Here is a 22,861-nt window from a genome sequence, read left to right as displayed (position 1 = left end):
TCGCTCCCTGGAAATTTTATCGGTTGATCCGGGTCTCCGAAAATCCCGGACACGCCGGTGTCAGCAAGCGCTATGCCAAATCGGGAATAACGACGCGGACGTCGTCGTTGCGCGCGCAAGGCGTTGGCGATCATTTGAAATTTTGAGTTGGCCGAGTGGGTCGACGGGCAGCTGGGCGGGCTGGTGTCACATTCGAGTGCGTGACGTCATGTCCGTCGGTTACACCTTTATCGGAAGCCATCGCGGATCATCCGCTGCAATCTTGCAGAAGGGGGCGAAACCGGTGCGTCGCAGCCATCGCCGATGCCCGCTTGAGCTTGCAACGTCGAGTGGGTAACAAGATTCGGCAGGCGCGCGAGTCCGGCTCGCAGCATCCTATCGTGATGCGACCGTCATCGGTGGGCTGTGGCGGCTCGTCCGCGTCGACCGATCAAAGTGAGGTTTGAGGCATGCTCCAGGCCTGGATGTCTTACGGCTACATCGTTCTGCTCGCGATCGGTGTGCTCGCCTACGTCCTATGGCGCAGGGGAGGGGCGATTCTCGCCGTCGCGTCGATCGTCGTGGGGCTCCCATTATGGTTCGCGTGGGAATACGCGCGCCCCACATGGACGACCGGACTTGTAACCGGCACGGAAGTCCGCCGCAGTGATCCCGATGCGCGCGGCAATACGAGCGACATCCAATACATCTATATGCGCAACCGGTCCGATCGGGGCCTCGAGCTGATCAACGAAGATTCCTGGTGGTGGCTGAAACGCAATAGCGACCGGGTCTTCAATGACGCAAAGACCGTCGAGGCTCGCAAAACAGAAGCAACCCTGATGTGGAACGGGTGGCGCTCCACCCTCTTCTCGTTCTACCCCAACGTGATCGCCATCGGTGCCACCGGTTCCTGGCCGCTATGGTCAGTGAGGACCATCCTTTTCTACGGCCTCTCCGTCGTTCTCTGGCTCGGCTACTTCTACGGTTTCATCAGGCTGCACCGATGGAGCGCTTCGTCGGACGGCAAGACGTCGGAATGACTCGGCGCTTCGCACCTGCGACCTTTCGTCTTGCGGTCCGCCGGTCGCTCAGTGGCAGAGGGCTTTTCGCGGATGAGCGCATACCTAAGGGGTCATGCGTCATCGAATATCTCGGACGCCCAGCCACCGCAAAGCAGATAAAGGAGAATCGCGGGAAGTACCTTTTTTGGACGAGCGAAAAGAGCATGATCGACGGGAACATCCCGGCCAATACCGCTCGCTTCATCAACCACTCCTGCGTACCGAACTGCGAGATCGATATCCGCATGCGTCGCGTGTATGTCTTCGCGCTCCGCAAGATCGAGCCTGGCGAAGAACTCACCTACGACTACGGTCAAGAGTATTTCGAGATGCATCTGGCGGGGAGCTGTCGCTGCGCCAAGTGTTTCAAGCCGTGAATGCCCGTAAGGCGTATCCGTGCCGGCATGGCGCGGCCGCTGTCGATGGCGAGGTCAAATAGCGCTAGGTACGCCAGTTGGAGCGTGATTCAGCGGAGATGCGATCGTCGCGCGCGACTTCGATGCGAACTGGCGTGTCGTCCGTGGACTCGCGGGGGTTTTCGACCGTCTCTGGTCTGGTGCCCTCCGCTATTTCGTGCAGCACAACCCCGTCGAGGGCATCGAAGTCGCCTTGCCACGGCGCCTGCTCGAGGGCCCGCATGGTGTTGGCGTAACCTGCGCTCCAGCGCCGCCGCACACCGGATGGACTGAAATCGACATCCTTCGTGTGGTCAGCGTGATCGAGGCTGGGCGCCAAGAGCCGCACGACATGCATCCGGGTCGGACATCCATAACTCGCGAGTTCTCGTACGGCAGGGCTGTTGCGCACATCCGCCGGCACGTATCCGGCCAGCTCTTTTATGATGTGGCGCAAGCGGTGTGTTTGCAGCTGGCGGTTGATGTGTGTCGCCACGCGGCTCGAATACTGGATGTCCTTCTGCCGATGCATCACCTCCCACATGGTGGATGGCTCACCGCCCATCGGGTTCCAGAGATGCACGGCGAAAATGAGGGAGCTGCGGCGCGGGTTATCCTCAAAGATCACCTCGCTCGGCGTGTTCGAAAGAATACCGCCGTCCCAATAGAGATCGCCGTCGATGCGCACGGCCGGAAATGCGGGTGGCAGGGCACCGGAGGCGGCGATGTGTTTCACGCCGATCTCGGTCTCACGGCTGTCGAAATAGCGCATCTGACTCGTCCGCACGTGAGCCGCGCCGACCGTGAGCCGCACCTTCTTGCGGTTGATGATCGAGAAGTCAACCAGCTCCGAAAGCGTTCGCTCGAGCGGCGCGGTTGAATAGTATCCGGCGTGATCGGCCCCCAACGCGACGTGCGGACCCCAAAAGGCTGCGGGATTGGGCTCGAAGAACCCACCAATTCCGTTGCACACGGTGGACCAATAGGAGAGCGTCTGAGCCAACTGCGGCCAGCCGCTCAATGCATTCAATGCGGATTTGTGCGTCATGCGCTGCCAGAACTCGTGGAGCGCATCCACCCGGGCGCCGGGCTCGTTTCCGGTGATAAGCGCCGCGTTGATTGCGCCGATCGATGTGCCGACAATCCAATCCGGCTCGACTCCCGCTTCGTGAAGGGCCTGGTAGACACCGGCTTGATACGCGCCGAGCGCGCCGCCACCTTGCAGGACGATCACGATCTGGCCGTGTCCGGAGACAGGGCTGATCGCTTGCCCGGCCGGCTTTCCGTTCCTCGTGTCGCTCATTTTCGGCTCCGCTCGGCTACTTTGCTGCGACGCTGGACGTGATCGAAGCGATGACCTCGGATGCCATCTTGAACTGGGCGGTGCGATCCTCGATGCCGTGCCGGTGTGCGATCCAGGCGAAATCCGTATAGACCGCCCACACCTGCCCATGGCTGTCCTCGTTCACGAGCAGACGCACCGGCCAGTCGAGACCGGCATTCGGGTTCGAGGTCAGAAATTGTATTCCGAGTGGCGGATTGCCGAAGATGAGGAGTGTCGAGCGGTTGAGAGCGATGCCGGCCTCTGCGCCCAGTTGGGACTGGTCCACCGCCATGAAGAATTTGATCCCCTTCTTCTCGATGTCGGCTTTGAGGCGCGTGACGGTCTCGTCGACGCCGTAGGCGCTCTTAACCTTGACGATGCCGTCCGACGGCGCGGCCGCGGTGACCTGCGTGACGGCGAACCAAGATGTGGCAATGGCCAGCGTGACAACGGTGATGAGCTGCGAGACGCGAGTTTTCATGGCTATTCTCCTTGAAAGCGAGGCCGAAGGCGGTAACGAATGTCGCTTGCGAGGATGGCCAATCAGGCTGCGGAGCTGAAATAGCGAATGGCTCGTGTATCCATAGAAGCCCGCTATCGGATCCTCGATTGCCCGAGTTCGGATTCGAGGTTTATCTGGATGAGCGAAGTGGTTGCCCATTCCTGCACATGCTGGGTTGATGCATGACGAATGCCCGTACAATCGAAGAGGTGTTCCGCGAGATCTGCGCGCGGGAAGGGCCCTTGAAAGAGCGCTTGCAGGACTTCAGCGACGCGGTACGCGAGCTAAGCCTGCCGTTTGCCGAGGCCTATGACGATCTCGTCGCGCGCCTCGAGGCCGGTGAAGCCGGCGCCGGCTCACCGAAAGTCGGCGACCTGATGCCTCCGTTCCTGCTTCCCGGCAGCGGAGGTCGCCTCGTATCGCTCGACGCGCTGCTCAGCACTGGCCCCGCCGTCATCAGCTTCAACAGGGGACATTGGTGCGAGTATTGCGCGATCGAGATATCGGCCCTTACTCAGGCCCTGAACACGCTCGTCGCCAAAGGCGTAAATGTCGTTTCGATCATGCCGGAGACGCGCGAATTCGTGCAAAATGTCCGCGCCGCGTGCGGCGGCCGGTTCGAGATACTGTCGGACATGGACAATGGCTATGCGCTGGATGCCGGCCTCGTCATTTGGCTCGGCGAGCGTGTGCGCGCGATCTACCTGCAGCACGGCTTGAATCTCGAAAGGTATCAGGACAGCGAGAGCTGGTTCCTGCCGATTCCTGCCACGTTCGTGGTCGGCCGCAATGGGCGTATCGCTGCCCGCTACGTCGATCCGGACTTTCGGCGCCGCATGGAGATCGACGACATCATGGCGGCGGTCGACAGCCTGGCGGAATGACCGGCCTACGTGGCACGTCTCCGCCGGTTTCATCGTTTGGAATAGCCGCTGGCTATCAATTCCAGACCGGAACGGCATTTCAGCGCAAGCGCTCGGATCGGTAGCTTTCTCCTCAACCGCAAGGCCTCGCGCCGCGGCCAACCTAAGAACAGGAGAGATTCCCATGAAGAGCATTTCCCTCGCACTTCTCACCGCCACGCTGGTCGCGTTTTCCGCTCCCGCATTCGCCGCCAAGCCCGATTGCGATGCGGGCTACAAGGACTTTCTCAGCAAGATGTCGGTCTACGTCGACAAGATGACCGGCTACGAGCTTGCCGACGCGGTCCGCAAGTCGCTCGACGCCTACAATTCCTGCGCCGCCGGCGACAACTTCTCGCCGCATGGCGTCTGGGACCAGATCATCAACGACATGAAGACCAAGTCGGGCAAGTAAGCCGTCCTTCCTCCCGACCTGAGGCGGGCTTCCCGGCACATTCGCCGGGAGGCCCACTTGCGTATCAACACCGCTCGAGTGGAGGACCGATCCATGCACGCCTTAAGAACGATCCGCCTTGCCATCGCCGCCGTGCTTCTTGCAACAGGATCGACGCACGCGGCCGATGCGACCGGAGTCGTGCTGTCAAACCTGCCGGCGAAATCCACCAGTGACTATGCCGATCTAAAGCGCATCGCCGGACCGGAGCACACGGAGTCTTTAGCCATGACCGGCGCCGAAATGTGGACCGTGCCCACGGACCGTATCGCCGCACTCAAGGAAGCTGCATCCCGCCACGGCATAACCGTGAACGCGCTTGGAGAGAGTTGGAACCACGCCTTCGCCCCGATGCAAAGCCAGCCGTCCATGACGGCCGAGCAAAAAGCCATGATGCATGATGCGATGCGCCAAGCTCCCGTGATGGGCATGACCATGATGGCACTGCCGCCGTCGCAAATGCTCGAGTATGCGTTGACGAACGGCATGGGAGCTGGGGATGGCGCGGAGCGATCCAGTCTCGTCATCCAGCTCACCGAGCACCTGGCGGTTTCGGCGCACCGCACCAGCGTCCATAAGACGAAGGACGGTTACGCCTGGCATGGAACCGTCGAAGGAACGGATGAGCCGGTGACGCTGATCTGGTGGGTCGACGGGCGTCTGAGCGGCAGCGTAACGTACAAGGGGCACATCTACTCGGTACGCAGTCTCGGCGGCGGGATGCACGGCATCATAGAGCTCGCCCCCGACAAGCTGCCGCCCGAGCACGCGCCGATGACCGAGAAGCACAAGCAAGACATGGGCATGTCGAAGGATCCCCTCGTCGAACAGGGCGATGCGAGCATGCTCGAGCGCAAGAAGGATTCGCGCGATCGTGAGGACGCACCTGGCACGCAGGAGCGCGTTGCCGTGCTCGGTCCGAATGCCATCAGCGGGGGCCATTTTCACGACGCGAGTGCGCGGCCCGAAATCGTTATCGACGTGCTGGTCGCTTATACCAAGGCAGCCGCCCGCTTCTACGGCGACATCGAGCGCGATTTGATCGCCCTCGCCATCGAAGACGCGAACCAGTCGTTCCGCAACTCGGGCCTCGGCCATGTGAGGCTCGAGCTGGTGCACGCCTACGAAACCGACTATGTCGAGAACGGCAGTCACTTCAACCACGTCTTCCGCTTTGCCGACAAAGGCGACGGCATCATGGATGAGGTGCACGCGATCCGCGATCAATACCATGCCGACGTCGCGGTGCTGATCGTCGATGACGCGATGGGATGCGGACTTGCGGCACAGATCCGCGCGCCCGAGAACCGGGCCTTCGCCGTGGTCGATCAAGGCTGCGCCGCGACCTCATATTCGCTTGGCCATGAGATCGGGCATCTGATCGGCGCCCGGCACGATCCGGCCCTCGACACCAGCATGCAACCGTTCACCTATGGGCACGGCTTCGTGCACGGCAAGGAGTGGCGGACCATGATGGGTTATAAGGAGAGCTGCGATGGCTGTGCGCGCATTCCCGTGTGGTCGAGCCCGGCCATCAAGATCAAGGGCGTGCCGGCCGGTGACGATATAAGCGACAACGCCCGTGTCATCGCCGAGGAAGCCGCGCGCGTGGCGGCCTTCAGGTGAGCGGCTGCGGCGAGCGACGGCGCAGCTTGAACGTCAGACCCGCCGCCAGCGCAAGCGCCAGGCCGATGCCTGCGACGCAGGCGTTCCATCCGATATCCTCATAGAGTCGCCCCAGCACCGCGCTGCCGGCGAGCCCGCCAAGAAAATAGCTCGCGAGATAGATGCCGCTGGCAGCGGATTTGTTGTGGGATGCCGTGCGACTGACGAATCCTGTGGCAACCGCTTGCGCAAAGAATGTGCCCACGGCGACGAGGACCATGCCGCCTAACACGAGGCCGAGACTGGGCGCGAGCAGCATGGGAAGGCCGGCGCCCGCCAAAGCAAGCCCGCCCCAAAGAGCAGGTCTGACCCCGACCGCGCTGACGGTGCGCCCGGCGAGGGGCGTCGTCACGATCGACGGAAGGAAGACGAAATAGACGACACCGAGCCCCATCATCCCGAGCGAAAGCGGCGGCTTGACGAGCTCAAAGTTGATGTACGTGAAGGTGCCGATGAAGGCGAACAGGATGCAGAATCCGATGATGAAGCCGGAGCGCAGAGCGGGATCGCGAAAGTGATCGAACGCGCTCTTGTCCGCTTCTTCGGCGTTGGCCATGGGCAGCCCTTCCGGAACCCGGTTGATGGTGAGAAAGGCCAGCACCGCTCCGCTGAGGTTCAGGAGCGCGAATACACCGAAGGCGGTAGAAAGACCGGCATGATCGGTAACAGCGGTTGCGATCAGCCGCCCTATGAGATTGCTTGCGACATTGCCTGTTATGTATGCGGCGAATGCGCTCGCGGCGCTCTCCGCCATGTAGCGCTCTCCGAGATGCGCGAGCGTCAGGCCGAACGCCGTAGACATGGCGAGGCCCTGGGCCACGCGCAGAGCCGAAAAGACCATGAGGTTGGGTGCGATTGCGAGCAGCACGGTCGGCACAGCGAGCAGAAGCAAGCTGACCACAATTCCGGACCTGCGTGGCATCCGATGTCCGAGCAACGCCACGCCGAGGCCGCCGACAGCCATTCCAAGGGTGCAGGCGTTGACGGCAAGTCCCATGGCCGCCGGGGGGACGCCGTAGTGCTTGCTGAGCGTCGGCAGCAAGGCCTGCGCGGCGAACAGGTCGACCACCGTAAGAAAGGCCATGCCCGCGATGAGGAACAGACGCGGAATGTCCGCTCCGCCGACTTGGGCGCCCGGCGGCATCAGCGCGGATCGGTCTTGCATGGCCGAATTTGCTCCCAGAAAAGAAGATGCCGGCAGCATCCGCTGCCGGCAACACATTGGATGGCACTACATGCCTTTGGCTTCGGGATCGGCAGCGATATCGGCTGAGATCAGCACGACGGGCTTCTTCGAGGTATTCTTCCACCAGTGGGAAAGACCCGTCTGCTCGACGGAAAGCTCTCCGGTGCTGTGCACGATGGGAACTGCGCAGTGGCTCGAATATTCGGTGATCGTTCCGGAGACGACGTAGATCAGCGCCGGACGATCTTCGTGGCTGTGCCAGGCGACTTCTCCGCCGGGCTGAATGTCGAGCCGGCGCATGCGGAAGTGATGACCGGCGACGGCGACTTTCTCCTTCGAAAGATCGATCTGGCCGAGCAACTTCTCAGCAACGTCCTTGTGCGCCGTGGCGCCGGCCTTCTGGCCGTTGTCGGTGACTTTATCGGCGGGGCATTCGCCGGCGGTGGCGATCGTCGCGCCGAACAGCAGCATGCCGGACAGCATGGTGGCGACGGAAATGGCGAAAAGTGTCGTGCGGTCGATGGGGGTCATGGGCTCTCTCCGTGATTGAGCTTGGGGAACGGAGCCGAGAAGCCCCGCTAGCACGGAGAGAATGCCGCGAAGGCATGCAGTTTTTGAAATATCGCATCGGCCTCTATTCGATAGCTTTGGGCTATCGGAGCCGGCATTGCGCACAAAAAAAGCCGCGCCTCGCTGAAGCGAAGCGCGGCTCAGGCTTGGCAACACAGAGGCGCTTATTGGGCGGTCCAACCACCCTCTACCGGCAGCGCCGCACCGGTGATCGATTGAGCGGCATCCGTCGCCAGAAACACGGCGAGCGCACCGATCTCCTCGGTGGTGACGAAACGGCGGGTCGGCTGCGCCTTGAGCAACACGTCGCGGATTACCTGGTCTTCGGTCAGATTACGAGCCCGTGCGGTTTCCGGGATCTGCTTCTCGACGAGAGGCGTCAGCACATAACCGGGACAGATGGCATTGGCTGTGATGCCAAATTCCGCAGTCTCCAACGCGACGGTCTTGGTGAGCCCGACGATGCCGTGCTTCGCCGTCACGTAGGCGGACTTGAATGGAGAGGCAACCAGCGCATGCGCGGACGCCACATTGATGATGCGGCCCCATTTGCGGGACTTCATCCCCGGCACGGCGGCGCGGATGGCATGGAACGCAGCGGATAGATTGATGGCAATGATCTGATCCCACTTCGCCGGCGGAAATGTCTCGATGGCCTCCACGTGCTGAATGCCGGCGTTGTTGACGAGCACGTCCACCTTGCCGAAGCGCGCGACGGCGTCGTCGAACATCGCAGCGATCTGCTCCGGCTTCGACATGTCGGCGCCCGAGTAGGCCGTCATAACGCAGAATTCGCGCCCGAGATCGCGCCGAATGTCTTCGGCATCCGTGGCACCGAGGCCGTTCAGCATCACATTCATCCCCGCTGCCGCAAACGCACGGGCGATGCCGAGGCCAATGCCGCTTGTGGAGCCGGTGACGATGGCCGCTTTACCGGCAAGCCCGAGACCGACAGATCCGAAGCTGCGAGACGCAATCAATTCCTGCATCATGATCTCCTCTGTCGCTATTGAGCGACGTAGATGGAAAAAGGACCCGGGAGCAGCTGTGGGGGGAGCACAAACTCCCGGGTCCGGGACGGCAGGCGCGCCAGGGAGGGGGCGGGCGGCCTGCGGGTGACCGTGGTTCCGAGTTTCGGCCGCTCGAACGAAGGGCAAGCCACATCGGCCTGCCGAAGTGCCTCGTCGAGGGTCAGGAGTGCCAGCTTCTTCATCATGTCGACCTCCCTTGTCCTTGCTCGGATTTCTATGTCGCCAACCCTAACCGTCGCCACCCCTGGAGCTGAAATACCCTTTGAGCTATGTTTCGATAGCTCCGTGCTATGACGACATGCCCTAAAAGGATGTCGGAACCGCCGGTTGGGATCGCGCAATGGAAATGCATCAGGTGAGATACTTTCTCGCCGTTGCCCGGGTGTTAAACTTCACCCGGGCAGCCGAAGAGTGTCACGTCGCACAACCCTCTCTCACGCGCGCGATCAAGCAACTTGAAGCGGAACTCGGAGGCGATCTCTTCCGCCGCGAGCGCAACCTCACGCACTTGACGGACCTCGGGCATCGCATGCTGCCCATGCTCCAGCAGTGCTACGACAGCGCGATGACCGCCAAATCTCTGGCGCAATCCATCAAAACCGGCGCCGTCGCCCCGCTGTCCATCGGGCTTTCTCTTGCTGTCGACATCACGCTTTTCATCTTGTTCATCACCGAGCTCGTGCGCGCCTTACCTGGCCTGGAGCTGCGATTCATGCGCGGAACCGGCACCGAAATCGCCGATCTCCTGAAGAAAGGCGAGATCGAGGTGGCGCTCGCCGGAAACCTCGGCGAAACGTGGGAGCGGCTCGAAAGTTGGGCGCTTTTCACCGAACCTTACAAACTTGTCGTAGGTCCTGATCACCCATTGGCCCGCAAGGGCTCCGTTACGCCCGAGGACATTGCCAAAGATCGCCTGGTCAGCCGGACGCATTGTGAGCACATCCCGGAAATAACGGCGTTTCTTGCCGAAATCGGGTTTGGGAGCGAGAGCCACAAGGTGTGCTCGGAGAATGACGTCGTCGCGCTTCTCAAGCCCAACATCGGATTCAGTGTCATGCCGGAAAGCTCGGCACGCGCCCTCGGTCTCACGACGCTCGATTTGAGCGATTTCGATTTGCAGCGCACTGTCTGCGTCTACGCAGTGGCCGGCCGGCAGAGATCGATGGCCGCAAGCACGCTCATCAAGATGCTGCGCGCTGCAGATTGGTCCGTAATCGAGCGCCACGTGCCGAAGGGCGTGCCGAAGGTCGCCTAGGTCTTGCGAGCGCGTCAGCCCCGGCCGGACCAGAGCGCGGCAAGAATGTCTTCGACGTCCATTCGCTTGCGGAAGTCCGGATCGATGAAGCGGGCTTTGACGAGACCATCGCGCCCGATCACGAAAGTCGCCGGAATGGGGAGCGTCCACGCGTCACTATCGTTGAAAGGCGTGATGTCCAGACCGGACGCGGACATTTCCCGCTTCTTCTCGTCCCCGATATAGAACGCCAAGTTCAGCATCATGGCATAGGCATTGTCCATGTCGGACAACACCGGAAACGGCGCCCCGGACGCCGTCTTGAGCTCGACGTTGAACTTTTCCACCTCGGGCGTAATGGCAACCAGCTCCGCGCCGAGCCGCTTTATTCTTGGGTAGGCTTCCGCAAGCGCTGTGGCACTGATCCGGCAATAGGGGCACCAGTGACCGCGGTGAAATGCAACAACGACCGGGCCACGCGCCGTGTAATCCTGCAGCGAATGCAGCCGGCCACTTTCGTCCGGCAGCAGGAAATCCGGCATGGCCTCGCCCGGCTGCGGCGCTTCCGATCCTGTACCCGCCGCTTGAAGACGCGCGATCATGCGCTCGACCACGTCGGCAAAATCCGGGACCAGACGGCGCACGTCGCTTGCCAGCGCGGACAAGCGGTCGGACAGCGGCGCGTCCATGTTACGGCAGCGCTCCGTGCACGCTGCAAGCTCGTCAGCAAGGCCTCTTTCCGTCATATCGCATCAACCCAAGGAGCGCGTACGCAGTCTAGCCTTCGTCCCACTCACCGTTAAGCGGTTCCGATCAGCCTGGGTGAAAATCCTTCCGTAAGCGCAACGCCGCGAGGATCTCGTCGATCTCCATGCGGCGGCGAAAGTCAGGATCGACGAAGCGGGCGAGCACGATTTTGCTCTGATCGACGACAAAAGTCGCCGGCAAAGGGATGAACCAGCCATCGCTGCCGTGAAATGTTTCGAGGTGATAGCCGCGGCCCTTCATCAATGCCTTGAGATGCTCGCCGATCCACATCACGAGCCCAAGGGACAAGGCGTAGCCGTTGTCGACATCCGTCAGAATCTGGATCTTTCCCAGCGTGAGCGCGTGCAACGGTCCGGCAAATTGCTGCCGGTCCGGGATAATCGAGACCATTACGGCGCCCGAAGCCGTTATTTCCTCGTGATGCTCGGCAATGGTCCTGAGCTCGATCTTGCAGAATGAGCACCAGTGGCCGCGGTTGAAGCTGATCACCGCTGGACCATGTTGGGTGACGTCATCCAGGCTGACGAGATGGCCGTCCTTGCCGGGCAGGATGAAGTCCGGCATGGGCTCCCCAACCGCCGGCGCCATCTGCCCGACCTCTCCGGCCAGCACGCGTGCAACGACCTCATCATAGGCTTCTGCGAACGGAAAATTGAGCTCGCGCAGCTTCTCGGCGTAGGCCGCGAGCCGTTCGTTGAGCGGGGCCTCGGAAGCGCAGATCTCCTCGAAAGCGTCGGCCAGGGTCGTTGTTTGTTTCAATTTCTTATTCCTAGCTCTCTCCGTCGGACCCCGAATAAGGCCTCACCTTTTCTCCCCGAAGCCGCGATTGCTGCATCCTTGTCCGCCTGCACGATGCTATTCAAGGACGGAACGAGAGGGGCGTCCGGCCCAGAAAGCCGCCTAGGACGTGATCGAGCGAGAAGCGTCCCGGACCATATTTCATAAGGTAGAGCAGCGTCACAGCCCAGACACCGTGCGTATCGAAGGCATTCGGATAGACAAAAATTTCTATGACGAGTGTCATAGCGAGCAGGATTGTCGCTGCGAAGCGCGTCAGCAAGCCCGACCAAAGCAGGAGTGGCATCGTGAGCTCGGTCGCCGTCGCCAGATAGGCGGCAAGCTCAGGCGGTACCAGCGGCAGCCGGTAGTCGTTCTCGAACAGGTAAAAGGTCGACGGCCTGATGGAAAGGCCGTCGATCTTGGTCATGGCCGAGCGCCAGAACACGGTACCGATAGAGATGCGTGCGACGAGCGCGATCAGATCGTGAGGGATCATCTCGAGAATTGCAGCGATGCGTTGGAGCTTAGAGATCATGATGGAGTCTCCTCAAAAGTCTCATCCTGGGATGCAACGCCAGCAATCGCCTTCTGCGCGATCAGGAGCGCCAAAGTTCGATGCAGCGGAAAATGGGGATCGACTGCGAGCACGGATCCGATTGCGGCCCCGAGCGGTTTGTGCTCCAGAAGCGCCGCGATGAGCATCGCGCTGCTCTGAGGAATCCGGACGGCTTCCGCGATCAGATCAGGCCGGGTCACAAGCACACACTCGGCGCCTGAGAACGTTTGATGGCCGCTCGATGCTTCGTCGCTCGCGTTGGCCCGCCACAGGGAGAATACCGGGTACTCCGACACAATCAGGGAAACGGCGGGCGCCAACCGGATCGTCAGCCGAGCAGCGCTGCCTTCGTCGAGCTGGATCAGATGGCTTGCGTGCAGCGGTATCGCATCCGCAGCGTGGCGGGCCTGATGCATGCGCCATTCGAGAGTGGCCACATCGGCAAGATAGGGCTCGTCGGCCGCCGGTTCGAAAGTTCTGAGAAACTCTGCGAGACCTGATCCGTATTCGATGAGAACCGGCGAATGCGGAGGATGACCATCGATGAAAATCCGGGCCATGGCCTTGAAGAACTCGTCGCCCACCAGCCTCTGGACAGCCGGATATCTAGCCCCGAGCACTCCGATTAGGCCTGCGTAGACGTTGTTGCGATAAACGTTGAAGCGCCGCAACGACGACCGAGGCGTAGGCTCCGCGATGAACGAGGGAGGGTCTTGCCGCGGTTCGCGCAGCGCCGCCACGAACGCCGATTGGTTTTGCTCAAGGCTTGGCATGGGTGGTTCCATTCTCTTTCAACACCGCGTCCGCATGCCGGGCTTCAGCGTGCAGGACTGGCCAAGCGGGAACATCGTTGTCCCATTCGATGAGCGTCGGTACGGCACTCGTTCGCGAAAGTGCGCGTCGATACAGCGCCCACACGGCATCCTTGACCTCGCGGTCGTGGGCATCGATCAGGAGCGGAGCATCCGTATCGTCTTCGGCGTCCGCATGTCCGCCAAGATGGATTTCACCGACGTGAGCCGCCGGGAACGCGTCGATATAGGCGTCGGCGTCGAAACCGTTGTTAGTGGCTGACACAAATACATTGTTGACGTCCAGCAGCAGCCCGCATCCGGTGCGCCGCGCGACCTCACCCAAGAAATCCGTTTCGCTCAGCTCGCAATGCGCGAAGGCGATATAGGTCGACGGGTTTTCGAGCAGCATGCGCCGGCCGAGCGCGGTCTGGACCTCATCCACATGGCGGCATACGACATTCAACGTCTCGGCCGTGTAGGGCAGCGGAAGGAGATCGTTGAGGTACGCCCCGTCGTGGGTCGACCAGGCGAGGTGCTCGGAGAACATCGCCGGCTCGTAGCGCGCCATCAGCGCTTTGAGGCGAGCGAGGTGGGCCTTGTCCACGGGACCAGCGGAGCCGATCGACAGGCCCACGCCGTGAAAAGAAATGGGATAGCGCGCACGCACGCGCGACAGGTAGAAATGCGGCGCCCCGCCATCTCCCATGTAGTTTTCGGGGTGGACCTCAAACCAGCCGATATCCGGAAGCGTTTCGAGGACAGACTCGTAGTGCTCGGGTTTGAGGCCGACCCCGGCGCGAGCCGGGATCGGTCCATGCGACCAGCGACGGAGGACGCGAATCTGACTGTCCTGACGCATGTGGCTTGCCTCAGCCCTTGATCGCTTCGAGCGAGCCGGTGCGAGCCTTCCCGTCAGGCAGCGTCACGGTCGTCGTGGTGCAGGTGCCTTTCTTGACGAGTTTCCAGCCGTGCGGATCGAAGTCGACCTTCGACGTGCCTGCGCACGAGTTGGATCCCTCGGCGGCGCAATCGTTCTGGCCGGCCTTGGCGATCCCAAAGCATTTTTCCATGTCGTCCGCGGCCTGGGCGGGAGCGCTTGCCATCGCAAAGGCCGATGCGAGCGTGCCGGCGACGGCGATCGAGGCGATCTTGAGAGGCGTCGTCATATTAATCTCCTGATTGGCAAAGAAAATACGTGGCGCCGGAGGCGCTGCGTGGTGCACAAGAAGAGGGAGTTCAGTGGCCCGCTTCGCCCTGCATGGTGGCTCCGGCGACGAGCCGACGGAAATGCCGGGTCGGTCTCGATTTCATAGCCGCGTGCTATGAAGCGGCGAGACCGCCTTCAGCCGGCTCACCGATCCATTGTCGCCGGCCAGAAAGTCGCTCCATTCCGGTGCGCGGGTGTGCTGCAGCCCGCTGAACGCCTTGCTACAAGCGGCTTTGCGACCTTGGCGAGGTTCGGGATATGCAAGTCTATGGTGAAGCCGAATGCGGTCTTGGTGTCGACCGGGACGGCGTCGATACCCTTGTCGCGGCTGATCTCGCTCTGAGCCTCGACGGGTCTGGCCCAGCTTTCGACTTAAGCCGCAACAGCGCGAGGCGTTTTGACCCTTGCGGCGGTCCCGCACTCGCCAATGGCCCGAGGGTAGCTTAGTGAAGGTCACCTAAGCCCCGACATGGCGCGGCACAGGCGTGCTCAACGCGTGCACGCCGAGCTGCGAATAGAACAGGAAAAATCTTGCAATCTCAATCGCATAGATTCTGCATTGCCCCTATGATGGATTGGAAAGAAAAATTATTTTCTTCAGTAGGTTGGAGCGCGGTGTGTGCAAGACGTGTGCAGTGGCGAACTTATAAAGAATCCCTTGAGGGTAAGCGGTCTCACTCACAGCTCCGCCTATTGATGCGCCTTAGTCAGAATGGCGCGCAGCGCTGCGAGCCCGGGGTCCTCGGCGCGGTTCATGATGCCGATGAGCTGAACCCAATGGTCGTCTGAGGCGGTCTCGAGGAACCCTCTGACGATCGAAGCGATGACGTCGGGAACCGGCTGGCCGGTAGAGCTAGCGGTGAGTGCTAGGTGTTCAACGAGCAAGGGCTCTTCGAGCGCGGCAAGAAGGCCGAGCGCGGTCTCGGGATCGTCAAGTGAGTCGATCAGGCGTCCGAGCATTGAGACCTCACTGCACGAGCGGCGTCTCAGCGCCGGTGAGAGAGATGCCGCGTATGTCGGCCCGCCCGATCAGCACGGCGATATACTGCGCGGTTGCTTGGCGGCGGACGTGCTCTTCGAGGTAGTGCTTGATGCGATCCCGTACGGCTTCGAACGGAAGAGGCTGGCCTTCAATGCGTCTTAAGAGGCGAATGAGATGAACGCCGTAGCGCGTCTCGACCGATGCGGAGATGGTACCGGGCCCGAGCTTGGCAAGTGCGGCCTCGAACTCCGGCGTCGTTTCTCCGGGAGCGATCTGGCCGAGGCTGCCGCCAAGCTTTCCGGACGGACAGGCCGAGTGCTCGCGCGCGAGTGAGGCGAAAAGCTCAGGCCTCCTGGCGAGGACGTTCGCGAGGGTGGTTGCCTTCTCGCGCGCCCCGTCCAAGGATAGCACTTCGTCCAGCCTGGCCGGAATCAGGATGTGGTCTGCCTCGTAAAGCGTCGGCGTGACGAAGCGGCAGCGATTGTTGTAGTAGAAGCGCTGGAGTGCCTCATCGTCGGCGACCGGAACACGAACCTCGCGCTCGACGAGGCTACGGACCAATGCATCCTCGATAGTTTCCTTGCGCCCATCCTTATCTGTCTTTTGCTCCGCGACGATCTCGAGGCGCCGCGCCTCCTGCAGCAGAAGCTCGCGGATAACGAGCGCGCGCGCTGCGGCGCGCCAGCCCTCGCCGGGATTGCGGGCAGGAAAGTTCTGCACCTCAGCCGCGATCGCCTTGCGGGGGATCGCGACGCCGTTAACGCTCACCACCGGCATGGCCACTGGCTCGGGCGATGGCGTGGTTTTTCGGGGCGCCGGCCTGTGTTCGTGCGAATTGGTCGGCGCGGATGTCCGTTTAGCCGCGTGGTTGATGACGATGGCTGTCATGATCTACTCCGCCAGCTGGTGCTCGGGACGAGCGCCCGCGCGTAGAGGCGTTGATCTCTGCAGAGCTGCTACGGCCTCATGCGCCCGGCGTTCGGCGAAGCGCGTACGGACAACCTGGTAGCCTGGGCGTCCGAGATACCAGATGGGCGCGCTCCAGACGTGGACGAGGCGCGTAAAGGGGAAGAGAAGGAAGATCGTCATGCCCAAGACGAGATGCGCCTTGAAGAGCGGATGGACGCTGGCCACGTAGTCTGCAGCCGAGGGTTGCAAGGTGAGGATGCCCTGCGCCCAATTCATAAACTTCACCATCTCGTGGCCGTCCATGTGCTGGAGCGAGACGAAGATGGTGGAGAGACCGAGGGTGAGCTGCAACCAGAGAAGGAGGAGGACGGCGATATCGCCGAAACTCGATGTGGCTCGGATGCGTGTGTCGAACAGGCGGCGGTGAGCCAGGAGCGTGATGCCGATGAAGCAGGCGATGCCGGCTATCCCGCCGACCACGATGGCAAGGCCCTGCTTGAAGCCGTGACTGATGCCGAGCGCATCGAAAACCCAGATCGGGGTCAACAGCCCGACGAAATGCCCGACGAAGATCACCAGAATGCCAACATGGAAGAGGTTCGAGCCCCAGCGGAGTTGGCGCTTGCGCAAGAGTTGTGAGGAGCCCGTCTTCCAAGTGTACTGCTCTCGGTCGAAACGAACGAGACTGCCAAGCAGGAAGACCGTGAGACAGAGATACGGGTACCAGCCAAACAAGGCCGCATTCACGAATTCCGACATCGAACCCTCCCTTTCAGGCGGTGGGGTGGCGTGCATCGCGGCGGGCGGCACGCATTTGAATTCTGAGCCGATCGACCGAGCACCCGTCCATGGCATCTCCCGGGCCGAAGGTGACGGCAGTCTCTTCCCAGGCCGCGTCAAGTGCAGCGAGATCGTTGGCTTCGTGATGTTCGGGTTCTACCGTTCCAGCCACCTCGGAGACCGGGAGCTCCTCTTTTGAGATGCTGCGGATGGCAGAGAAGACCGCCGCATAGGATGAATTGCGTCGCTGGAGACGCTCTTCAAGCGTCACAATGATGGGCATGGCATTCCTGAGAAGGTCGCGTGCCTCATCGAGTGGCCGCGTCGATAGGTATTCGAGGAGGAGGGGCAGGTAGTCCGGTAGCTCGTTCGCGGCCATTATCAGCCCTCCGGCTTCGTAGAGCGCAGCGAGGTCGACCATGGCCTGTCCGCGGTCGCGGCTCTCGCCGTGGACGTGCTCGAAGAGGTGTAGCGACAAACGCCTCGTTTTGTCGAAGAGCTCGACGTAGCGCTCCTGAAGCTCGAACAGGTCTGCCCCCGGGAACTCCGCAATGAACTGCTCGAGATCGAAGCAGGCAGTCCGATCCACAAGCTGCTCGGAGCGGATCACTTCACAGATGTTCACGACGGAGGTCTGCAGCTCTTCACTCGGGTAGCAGAGTAGCGTCGAAAGAGCCTTGAACGTCATGACCATCACACGACCTCCATCGGATTACGCGCTTTCTTGACCTGCTTCGTGGCGAACAGATTATTCTCCGTGCTTCCGCCGGAGCAGCCGTTGCCGAACGAGAAGCCGCAGGAGCCACGCAGATCCTGCGCATCCTCGCTCCACTCGCGGTGGGCGGTTGGGATGACGAAGCGGTCCTCGTAGTTGGCGATCGCCATCACCTGGTACATCTCCTCGATGGCAGAGCCGGTGAGGCCGACCTTTCTAGCGATGCGCTCGTCGAGGCGGCCCTCGACCGTCTTCGCCCGCATGTAACCGCGCATGGCGAGCATGCGCTCAAGTGCGAGAGCCACCGGCTCCTCGTGGCCCGCCGTCAGAAGATTGGCGAGATAGCGCAGCGGAATGCGGAGCGAGCGCACGTCCGGCATATCGCCGTCGCACCCCATTTTACCGGAGGCGGCCGCAGACTGAATGGGCGACAGCGGTGGTACGTACCAGACCATCGGCAGTGTTCTGTATTCTGGGTGCAGCGGGAAGGCTACCTTCCAATCCATGGCCATTTTCCACACGGGAGAGTGTTTTGCCGCCTCGATCCAGGCATCGGGCACGCCGTCGGCGCGCGCTTGCGCTACAACCTTGGGATCTTCCGGGTCGAGGAAGACGTCGAGCTGGGCCTGGTAGAGATCCTTCTCGTCGGGCGTGCTCGCGGCCGACTCGATGCGGTCGGCGTCATAGAGGAGCACACCGAGATAGCGGATGCGGCCGACGCAGGTCTCCGAGCAGACCGTCGGTTGGCCGGCTTCGATGCGTGGATAGCAGAAGATGCACTTCTCCGACTTGCCCGAAGACCAGTTGTAATAGATCTTCTTGTAAGGACAGCCCGAGACGCACATGCGCCAGCCGCGGCACTTGTCCTGGTCGATGAGGACGATTCCGTCCTCCTCGCGCTTGTAGATGGCGCCCGAGGGACAGACGGCGACGCAGGCTGGATTGAGGCAGTGCTCGCACAGCCGCGGCAGGTACATCATGAAGGTGTTCTCGAACTGGCCGTAGATCTCCTTCTCAACTCCTTCGAAGTTCACGTCCCTCGAGCGCTTCTCGAACTCGCCGCCGAGGATCTCCTCCCAGTTCGGACCCCACTCAATCTTCTCCATGCGTTGGCCGGTGATGGCCGAACGCGGCCGAGCGGTCGGAAACGCCTTCGACTCCTTTGCGGTGTGCAGATGCTCGTAGTCGAACGTGAACGGCTCGTAGTAGTCGTCGATCTCCGGCAGATCGGGGTTGGCGAAAATGTTGGCAAGGATGCGCCATTTAGCACCGATCTTGGGCTCGATCTCGCCGTTCCTCTTGCGCCGCCAGCCGCCGTTCCACTTCTTCTGGTTCTCCCACTCGCGTGGGTAGCCGACGCCGGGCTTCGTCTCGACATTGTTGAACCAGGCGTATTCCATGCCTTCCCGGCTGGTCCACACGTTCTTGCAGGTGACCGAGCAGGTGTGACACCCGATGCACTTGTCGAGATTCAACACCATGGCGATTTGAGCGCGGATCTTCATTCTGCGGCCTCCTTCGGCGCTTCGGCCGTGAGCGGATCTTCGAGCCAATCGACCTTCGCCATCTTGCGGACGACGATGAACTCGTCGCGGTTTGAGCCTACGGTTCCGTAGTAGTTGAAGCCGTATGACTGTTGGGCGTAACCGCCGATCATGTGTGTGGGTTTCAGCACCGTTCGCGTGACCGAGTTATGGATGCCGCCCCGGTTGCCCGTCATTTCGGAGCCCGGCGTGTTCACGATCTTCTCTTGGGCGTGATACATGAGCATCATGCCGGCATTGACCCGCTGCGAGACGACTGCGCGCGCGGTGAGGGCGCCGTTGGCGTTGAACACCTCCACCCAATCGTTGTCGACGATGCCTGCGGACTTGGCGTCGGTCTCGGAGATCCAGACCACCGGGCCACCGCGGTTCAGCGTCAGCATCAAAAGGTTGTCGGTATAGGTCGAGTGGATGCCCCACTTCTGGTGTGGCGTGATGAAGTTGAGAGCGATCTCCTTGTGGCCGTTCGGACGTTTGTCTCTAACGGCGGGGATCGTCTTGAGGTCAACCGGCGGTTTCCAGGTGACGAAGCCTTCTCCGAACGCCCGCATCCACAAGTGATCCTGATAGAGCTGCTGGCGGCCGGTGAGGGTGCGCCACGGGATCAACTCATGAACGTTGGTGTAGCCGGCGTTGTAGCAGACTTTCTCGCTCTCGATGCCCGACCACGTCGGCGAGGAGATGATTTTGCGAGGCTGCGCCTGCACGTCGCGGAAGCGGATCTTCTCGTCTTCCTTCGGCAGCGCAAGGTGAGCGTGGTCGCGGCCGGTGGCCTTGGACAAGGCATCCCAGGCTTTGACGGCGACCTCGCCGTTGGTCTCCGGCGCCAGCATCAGGATGACCTCGGCCGCGTCAATGTCGGTCTCGATCTTGGGCAGGCCCTTGGCTGCACCGCTGGACTGCACGCCGTTAAGGGCTGCGAGCGCCTCCACCTCGTGCTCCGTATTCCAGGCGATACCCTTGCCGCCATTGCCAACCTTGGTCATGAGCGGGCCAAGGGCCGTAAAGCGGGCATAGAGGTTAGGGTAGTCGCGCGTGACAACCGCGACTGCCGGCATGGTCATTCCGGGGATAGGCTCGACCTCGCCGCGTTTCCAATCATTTACATCGAGCGCCTGAGCGATCTCGGCCGGCGTGTCATGCTGAATGGGCGTGAGGACCACATCCTCCTCGACGCCGAGCGCTTCCGGGGCCACCTCGGAGAAGGCTTTGGCGATGCCCTTATAGATCTCCCAATCCGAGCGTGACTCCCATGCCGGATCCACAGCTGCGGAGAGCGGGTGGATGAAGGGGTGCATGTCCGACGTGTTGAGATCATTCTTCTCGTACCAAGTGGCTGTCGGTAGCACGATGTCGGAATAGACGCATGTAGTCGACATGCGGAAGTCGAGCGTTACGAGTAGGTCGAGCTTCCCTCGCGGTGCGTCGTCGTGCCAGACGACTTCCTTGTTGCGGACCGCTCCTTCGGATCCGAGGTCCTTGCCCATTACGCCATTTTGGGTACCGAGCAGATGCTTCAGGAAATATTCGTGGCCCTTGCCGGACGAGCCCAGGATGTTCGAGCGCCACACGAACATATTTCGCGGCCAGTTGGCAGGATCATCGGGGTCATGGCACGAGAGTTCGATCTCGCCCGATTTGAGTCCGCGCGCCACATAGTCCTTGGGTTCGAGGCCTGAGGCCTTGGCCCGTTTCGCAATGTCGAGCGGATTTTGCTTGAGCTGCGGCGCCGACGGTAGCCAGCCCATACGCTCGGCGCGTACGTTGTAGTCTATGAAGCTTTGGTGCCAATCGCCTTTCGGCGCCGTTGGCGAGAGGATCTCGGCTGCCGTCAGCGTCTCGTAGCGCCATTGATCGGTGTGGGCATAGAAGAAGGAAGTCGAATTCTGCTGGCGCGGGGGACGCACCCAATCGAGCGCGAAAGCAAGCGGCGTCCAGCCCGTCTGCGGCCTAAGCTTCTCCTGCCCAACATAATGCGACCAGCCGCCGCCCGATTGACCGATGGCGCCACAGAACACCAGGAGATTGATCACTCCCCTGTAATTCATATCCATGTGGTACCAGTGGTTCATACCCGCGCCGATGATGATCATCGAGCGGCCGTTGGTCTTCTCGGCGTTGGTGGCGAACTCGCGCGCAACTGTGACAATGGCTTCACGCTTCACGCCGGTAATGCGCTCCGCCCAGGCGGGCGTGAATGGCGCGTCGTCGTCATAGCTCTTCGCCACACGTTCGCCGCCGAATCCGCGGTCGAGACCGTAGTTGGCCATCATGAGATCGTAGACGGTCGAGACGGCGATCTCGCTGCCATCTGCAAGGGGGATGCGGCGCACGGGAACGTTGCGCGTCAAGATCTCGCCATGCTCCGTGGCCACGAAGTGCTCGCTGGCGCGACCGCCGAAATAGGGGAAGTCGACAGCGGCGATCTCCGCGTCCTTACCTGCCAGAGTCAGCTTGAGGCGCGTATCGCGGCCTTTGCCGTCCTTCTCTTCGAGATTCCACTTGGCCGTCTCTCCCCAGCGGTAGCCGACTGTGCCGAGCGGAGCGACGAGCGTGTCCGTTCCTTCGTCGATCGCGACGGTCTTCCATTCCGGATTGTTGGTCTCGCCAAGTTGGCCTTCGATCTCGGAAGCGCGCAGTAATCGCTCCGGAACGAGGTGGCCATTTTGCTCGACCATCCGCACCAGGAACGGCATGTCCGTGTATCGGCGGGCGTAGTCGTCGAAATATGGGACCTGCCGGTCAAGGTGGTATTCGCGCAGGATGACGTGCCCCATAGCCAGGGCCAGCGCCGCATCCGTGCCTTGCTTCGGATTGAGCCAGATGTCGGCAAACTTGGTCGCCTCAGCGTAGTCGGGACTGACGACGGCGCTCTTCGTGCCCTTGTAGCGGACTTCGGTGTAGAAGTGGGCATCGGGCGTGCGGGTCTGGGGAACGTTCGAGCCCCAAACGATTATGAAGCCTGCATTATACCAATCGGCGCTCTCGGGCACGTCCGTCTGCTCGCCCCAGGTCTGGGGCGAGGCCGGCGGCAGGTCGCAATACCAGTCGTAGAACGACATGCACACGCCGCCGAGCAGCGACAGATAACGCGAGCCCGCAGCGTAAGATACCATGGACATGGCCGGAATCGGCGAGAAACCAATGACGCGGTCAGGCCCGTGGGCCTTGACGGTATAGGCGTTGGCGGCGGCGATGATCTCGTTTACCTCGTCCCATGTGACGCGCACGAAGCCACCGTGTCCGCGGATCGAGATGTAGGACTGACGCTGCTCTGCGTTCTCGACGATCGACGCCCAAGCGGCAACCGGCGGCAGCATCGCGCGTGCTTGTCGCCAAAGCTTCAACAGCCGGCCGCGGATCATCGGGTATTTCACCCGCGCGCCCGAATAGAGGTACCAGCTGTAGGATGCTCCGCGTGCGCATCCGCGCGGTTCGTGGTTCGGCAGGTCGGGGCGCGTGCGCGGATAGTCGGTCTGCTGGGTCTCCCAGGTGACGATGCCGCCCTTGACGTAGATCT

Annotated in this window: 24 protein-coding genes; 6 read left to right on the top strand and 18 right to left on the bottom strand. The window is 61.6% G+C overall.

Going from position 1 to position 22,861, the window contains the following annotated elements; all coding sequences use genetic code 11:
- The first annotated feature begins 449 nt into the window (after positions 1–449).
- Positions 450–1,022, top strand: a complete 573-nt coding sequence (locus QZV93_RS16010) for a DUF1523 family protein (RefSeq protein ID WP_295559628.1) — start codon at positions 450–452, stop codon at positions 1,020–1,022.
- Positions 986–1,420 carry an SET domain-containing protein gene (locus QZV93_RS16005; protein WP_363157258.1) on the top strand — a complete coding sequence of 145 codons (435 nt, stop codon included), beginning with the start codon at positions 986–988 and terminating at the stop codon, positions 1,418–1,420. The genes QZV93_RS16010 and QZV93_RS16005 overlap by 37 nt, the downstream gene beginning before the upstream one ends.
- A 64-nt stretch (positions 1,421–1,484) precedes the next feature.
- Here the strand turns inward: QZV93_RS16005 and QZV93_RS16000 are convergent, their stop codons facing one another.
- The gene (locus QZV93_RS16000) at positions 1,485–2,741 is read right to left on the bottom strand and encodes a patatin-like phospholipase family protein (RefSeq protein WP_295559627.1); all 1,257 of its coding nucleotides are present in this window, start codon (positions 2,739–2,741) and stop codon (positions 1,485–1,487) included.
- A 16-nt stretch (positions 2,742–2,757) separates the two neighbouring features.
- Positions 2,758–3,243: a DUF302 domain-containing protein gene (locus QZV93_RS15995; protein WP_295559626.1), complete on the bottom strand. Its 486-nt coding sequence runs from the start codon at positions 3,241–3,243 to the stop codon at positions 2,758–2,760.
- A gap of 203 nt (positions 3,244–3,446) precedes the next feature.
- Here QZV93_RS15995 and QZV93_RS15990 point away from each other — a divergent pair, with 203 nt between their 5' ends.
- The 3 genes from QZV93_RS15990 to QZV93_RS15980 all read left to right on the top strand — a co-directional run bounded on the left by QZV93_RS15990 (position 3,447) and on the right by QZV93_RS15980 (position 6,246).
- The gene (locus tag QZV93_RS15990; protein WP_295559625.1) at positions 3,447–4,148 is read left to right on the top strand and encodes a peroxiredoxin-like family protein; all 702 of its coding nucleotides are present in this window, start codon (positions 3,447–3,449) and stop codon (positions 4,146–4,148) included.
- Between the two features lie 163 nt (positions 4,149–4,311).
- Positions 4,312–4,581 (top strand): hypothetical protein, encoded by a 270-nt coding sequence (locus QZV93_RS15985; protein ID WP_295559624.1) that lies wholly within the window; start codon positions 4,312–4,314, stop codon positions 4,579–4,581.
- 93 nt (positions 4,582–4,674) lie between these two features.
- Positions 4,675–6,246, top strand: a complete 1,572-nt coding sequence (locus QZV93_RS15980) for a M12 family metallo-peptidase (RefSeq protein ID WP_295559623.1) — start codon at positions 4,675–4,677, stop codon at positions 6,244–6,246.
- Here QZV93_RS15980 and QZV93_RS15975 read toward each other — a convergent pair.
- The 4 genes from QZV93_RS15975 to QZV93_RS15960 form a co-directional block, all read right to left on the bottom strand.
- Positions 6,239–7,450: an MFS transporter gene (locus QZV93_RS15975; RefSeq protein ID WP_295559622.1), complete on the bottom strand. Its 1,212-nt coding sequence runs from the start codon at positions 7,448–7,450 to the stop codon at positions 6,239–6,241. The genes QZV93_RS15980 and QZV93_RS15975 overlap by 8 nt on opposite strands.
- A 66-nt stretch (positions 7,451–7,516) precedes the next feature.
- The gene (locus QZV93_RS15970) at positions 7,517–8,002 is read right to left on the bottom strand and encodes a cupin domain-containing protein (protein ID WP_295559621.1); all 486 of its coding nucleotides are present in this window, start codon (positions 8,000–8,002) and stop codon (positions 7,517–7,519) included.
- A gap of 203 nt (positions 8,003–8,205) precedes the next feature.
- Positions 8,206–9,033 (bottom strand): 3-hydroxybutyrate dehydrogenase, encoded by an 828-nt coding sequence (locus QZV93_RS15965; RefSeq protein WP_295559620.1) that lies wholly within the window; start codon positions 9,031–9,033, stop codon positions 8,206–8,208.
- Between the two features lie 14 nt (positions 9,034–9,047).
- Entirely contained in the window at positions 9,048–9,257 is a 210-nt protein-coding gene (locus tag QZV93_RS15960; RefSeq protein ID WP_295559619.1) for a hypothetical protein, read from the bottom strand.
- A gap of 161 nt (positions 9,258–9,418) precedes the next feature.
- Here QZV93_RS15960 and QZV93_RS15955 point away from each other — a divergent pair, with 161 nt between their 5' ends.
- Positions 9,419–10,327, top strand: a complete 909-nt coding sequence (locus QZV93_RS15955) for a LysR family transcriptional regulator (protein WP_295559618.1) — start codon at positions 9,419–9,421, stop codon at positions 10,325–10,327.
- Positions 10,328–10,341: 14 nt separating this feature from the next.
- Here the strand turns inward: QZV93_RS15955 and QZV93_RS15950 are convergent, their stop codons facing one another.
- From QZV93_RS15950 to QZV93_RS15895, 12 genes are all read right to left on the bottom strand, one after another.
- Positions 10,342–11,052 (bottom strand): peroxiredoxin-like family protein, encoded by a 711-nt coding sequence (locus QZV93_RS15950; protein WP_295559617.1) that lies wholly within the window; start codon positions 11,050–11,052, stop codon positions 10,342–10,344.
- Positions 11,053–11,119: 67 nt separating this feature from the next.
- Positions 11,120–11,833: a redoxin domain-containing protein gene (locus QZV93_RS15945; RefSeq protein ID WP_295559616.1), complete on the bottom strand. Its 714-nt coding sequence runs from the start codon at positions 11,831–11,833 to the stop codon at positions 11,120–11,122.
- A 100-nt stretch (positions 11,834–11,933) separates the two neighbouring features.
- Positions 11,934–12,389, bottom strand: coding sequence for a DoxX family protein (locus QZV93_RS15940; protein ID WP_295559615.1), 456 nt, complete (start codon positions 12,387–12,389; stop codon positions 11,934–11,936).
- Positions 12,386–13,150 (bottom strand): DNA-binding domain-containing protein, encoded by a 765-nt coding sequence (locus tag QZV93_RS15935; protein WP_295559614.1) that lies wholly within the window; start codon positions 13,148–13,150, stop codon positions 12,386–12,388. Before QZV93_RS15935 ends, QZV93_RS15940 begins: the two co-directional genes overlap by 4 nt.
- A 19-nt stretch (positions 13,151–13,169) precedes the next feature.
- Entirely contained in the window at positions 13,170–14,063 is an 894-nt protein-coding gene (locus QZV93_RS15930; RefSeq protein ID WP_295559613.1) for a DUF692 domain-containing protein, read from the bottom strand.
- 10 nt (positions 14,064–14,073) lie between these two features.
- Positions 14,074–14,370 (bottom strand): DUF2282 domain-containing protein, encoded by a 297-nt coding sequence (locus QZV93_RS15925; protein WP_295559612.1) that lies wholly within the window; start codon positions 14,368–14,370, stop codon positions 14,074–14,076.
- A gap of 731 nt (positions 14,371–15,101) precedes the next feature.
- Complete coding sequence (locus QZV93_RS15920) at positions 15,102–15,371, bottom strand: hypothetical protein (protein ID WP_295559611.1); 270 nt, start codon at positions 15,369–15,371, stop codon at positions 15,102–15,104.
- Between the two features lie 7 nt (positions 15,372–15,378).
- Positions 15,379–16,281: a peptidylprolyl isomerase gene (locus tag QZV93_RS15915; protein WP_295559610.1), complete on the bottom strand. Its 903-nt coding sequence runs from the start codon at positions 16,279–16,281 to the stop codon at positions 15,379–15,381.
- A gap of 3 nt (positions 16,282–16,284) precedes the next feature.
- Positions 16,285–17,061 (bottom strand): respiratory nitrate reductase subunit gamma, encoded by a 777-nt coding sequence (gene narI / locus QZV93_RS15910; protein WP_295559609.1) that lies wholly within the window; start codon positions 17,059–17,061, stop codon positions 16,285–16,287.
- A 13-nt stretch (positions 17,062–17,074) separates the two neighbouring features.
- Positions 17,075–17,776, bottom strand: coding sequence for a nitrate reductase molybdenum cofactor assembly chaperone (narJ, locus tag QZV93_RS15905; protein WP_295559608.1), 702 nt, complete (start codon positions 17,774–17,776; stop codon positions 17,075–17,077).
- Positions 17,776–19,302, bottom strand: coding sequence for a nitrate reductase subunit beta (gene narH / locus QZV93_RS15900; RefSeq protein ID WP_295559607.1), 1,527 nt, complete (start codon positions 19,300–19,302; stop codon positions 17,776–17,778). The genes narJ and narH overlap by 1 nt, the downstream gene beginning before the upstream one ends.
- Positions 19,299–22,861, bottom strand: a 3,563-nt coding sequence (locus QZV93_RS15895; RefSeq protein ID WP_295559606.1) for a nitrate reductase subunit alpha, incomplete at its 5' end; no start/stop codon positions are given. The genes QZV93_RS15895 and narH, both read right to left, overlap by 4 nt.

The sequence above is a fragment of the uncultured Hyphomicrobium sp. genome (assembly GCF_902826555.1).
Taxonomy (GTDB): domain Bacteria; phylum Pseudomonadota; class Alphaproteobacteria; order Rhizobiales; family Hyphomicrobiaceae; genus Hyphomicrobium_C.
The sequence above is the reverse complement of the archived record's forward strand: the minus strand, read 5'-3'. Positions and strand labels throughout refer to the sequence as shown.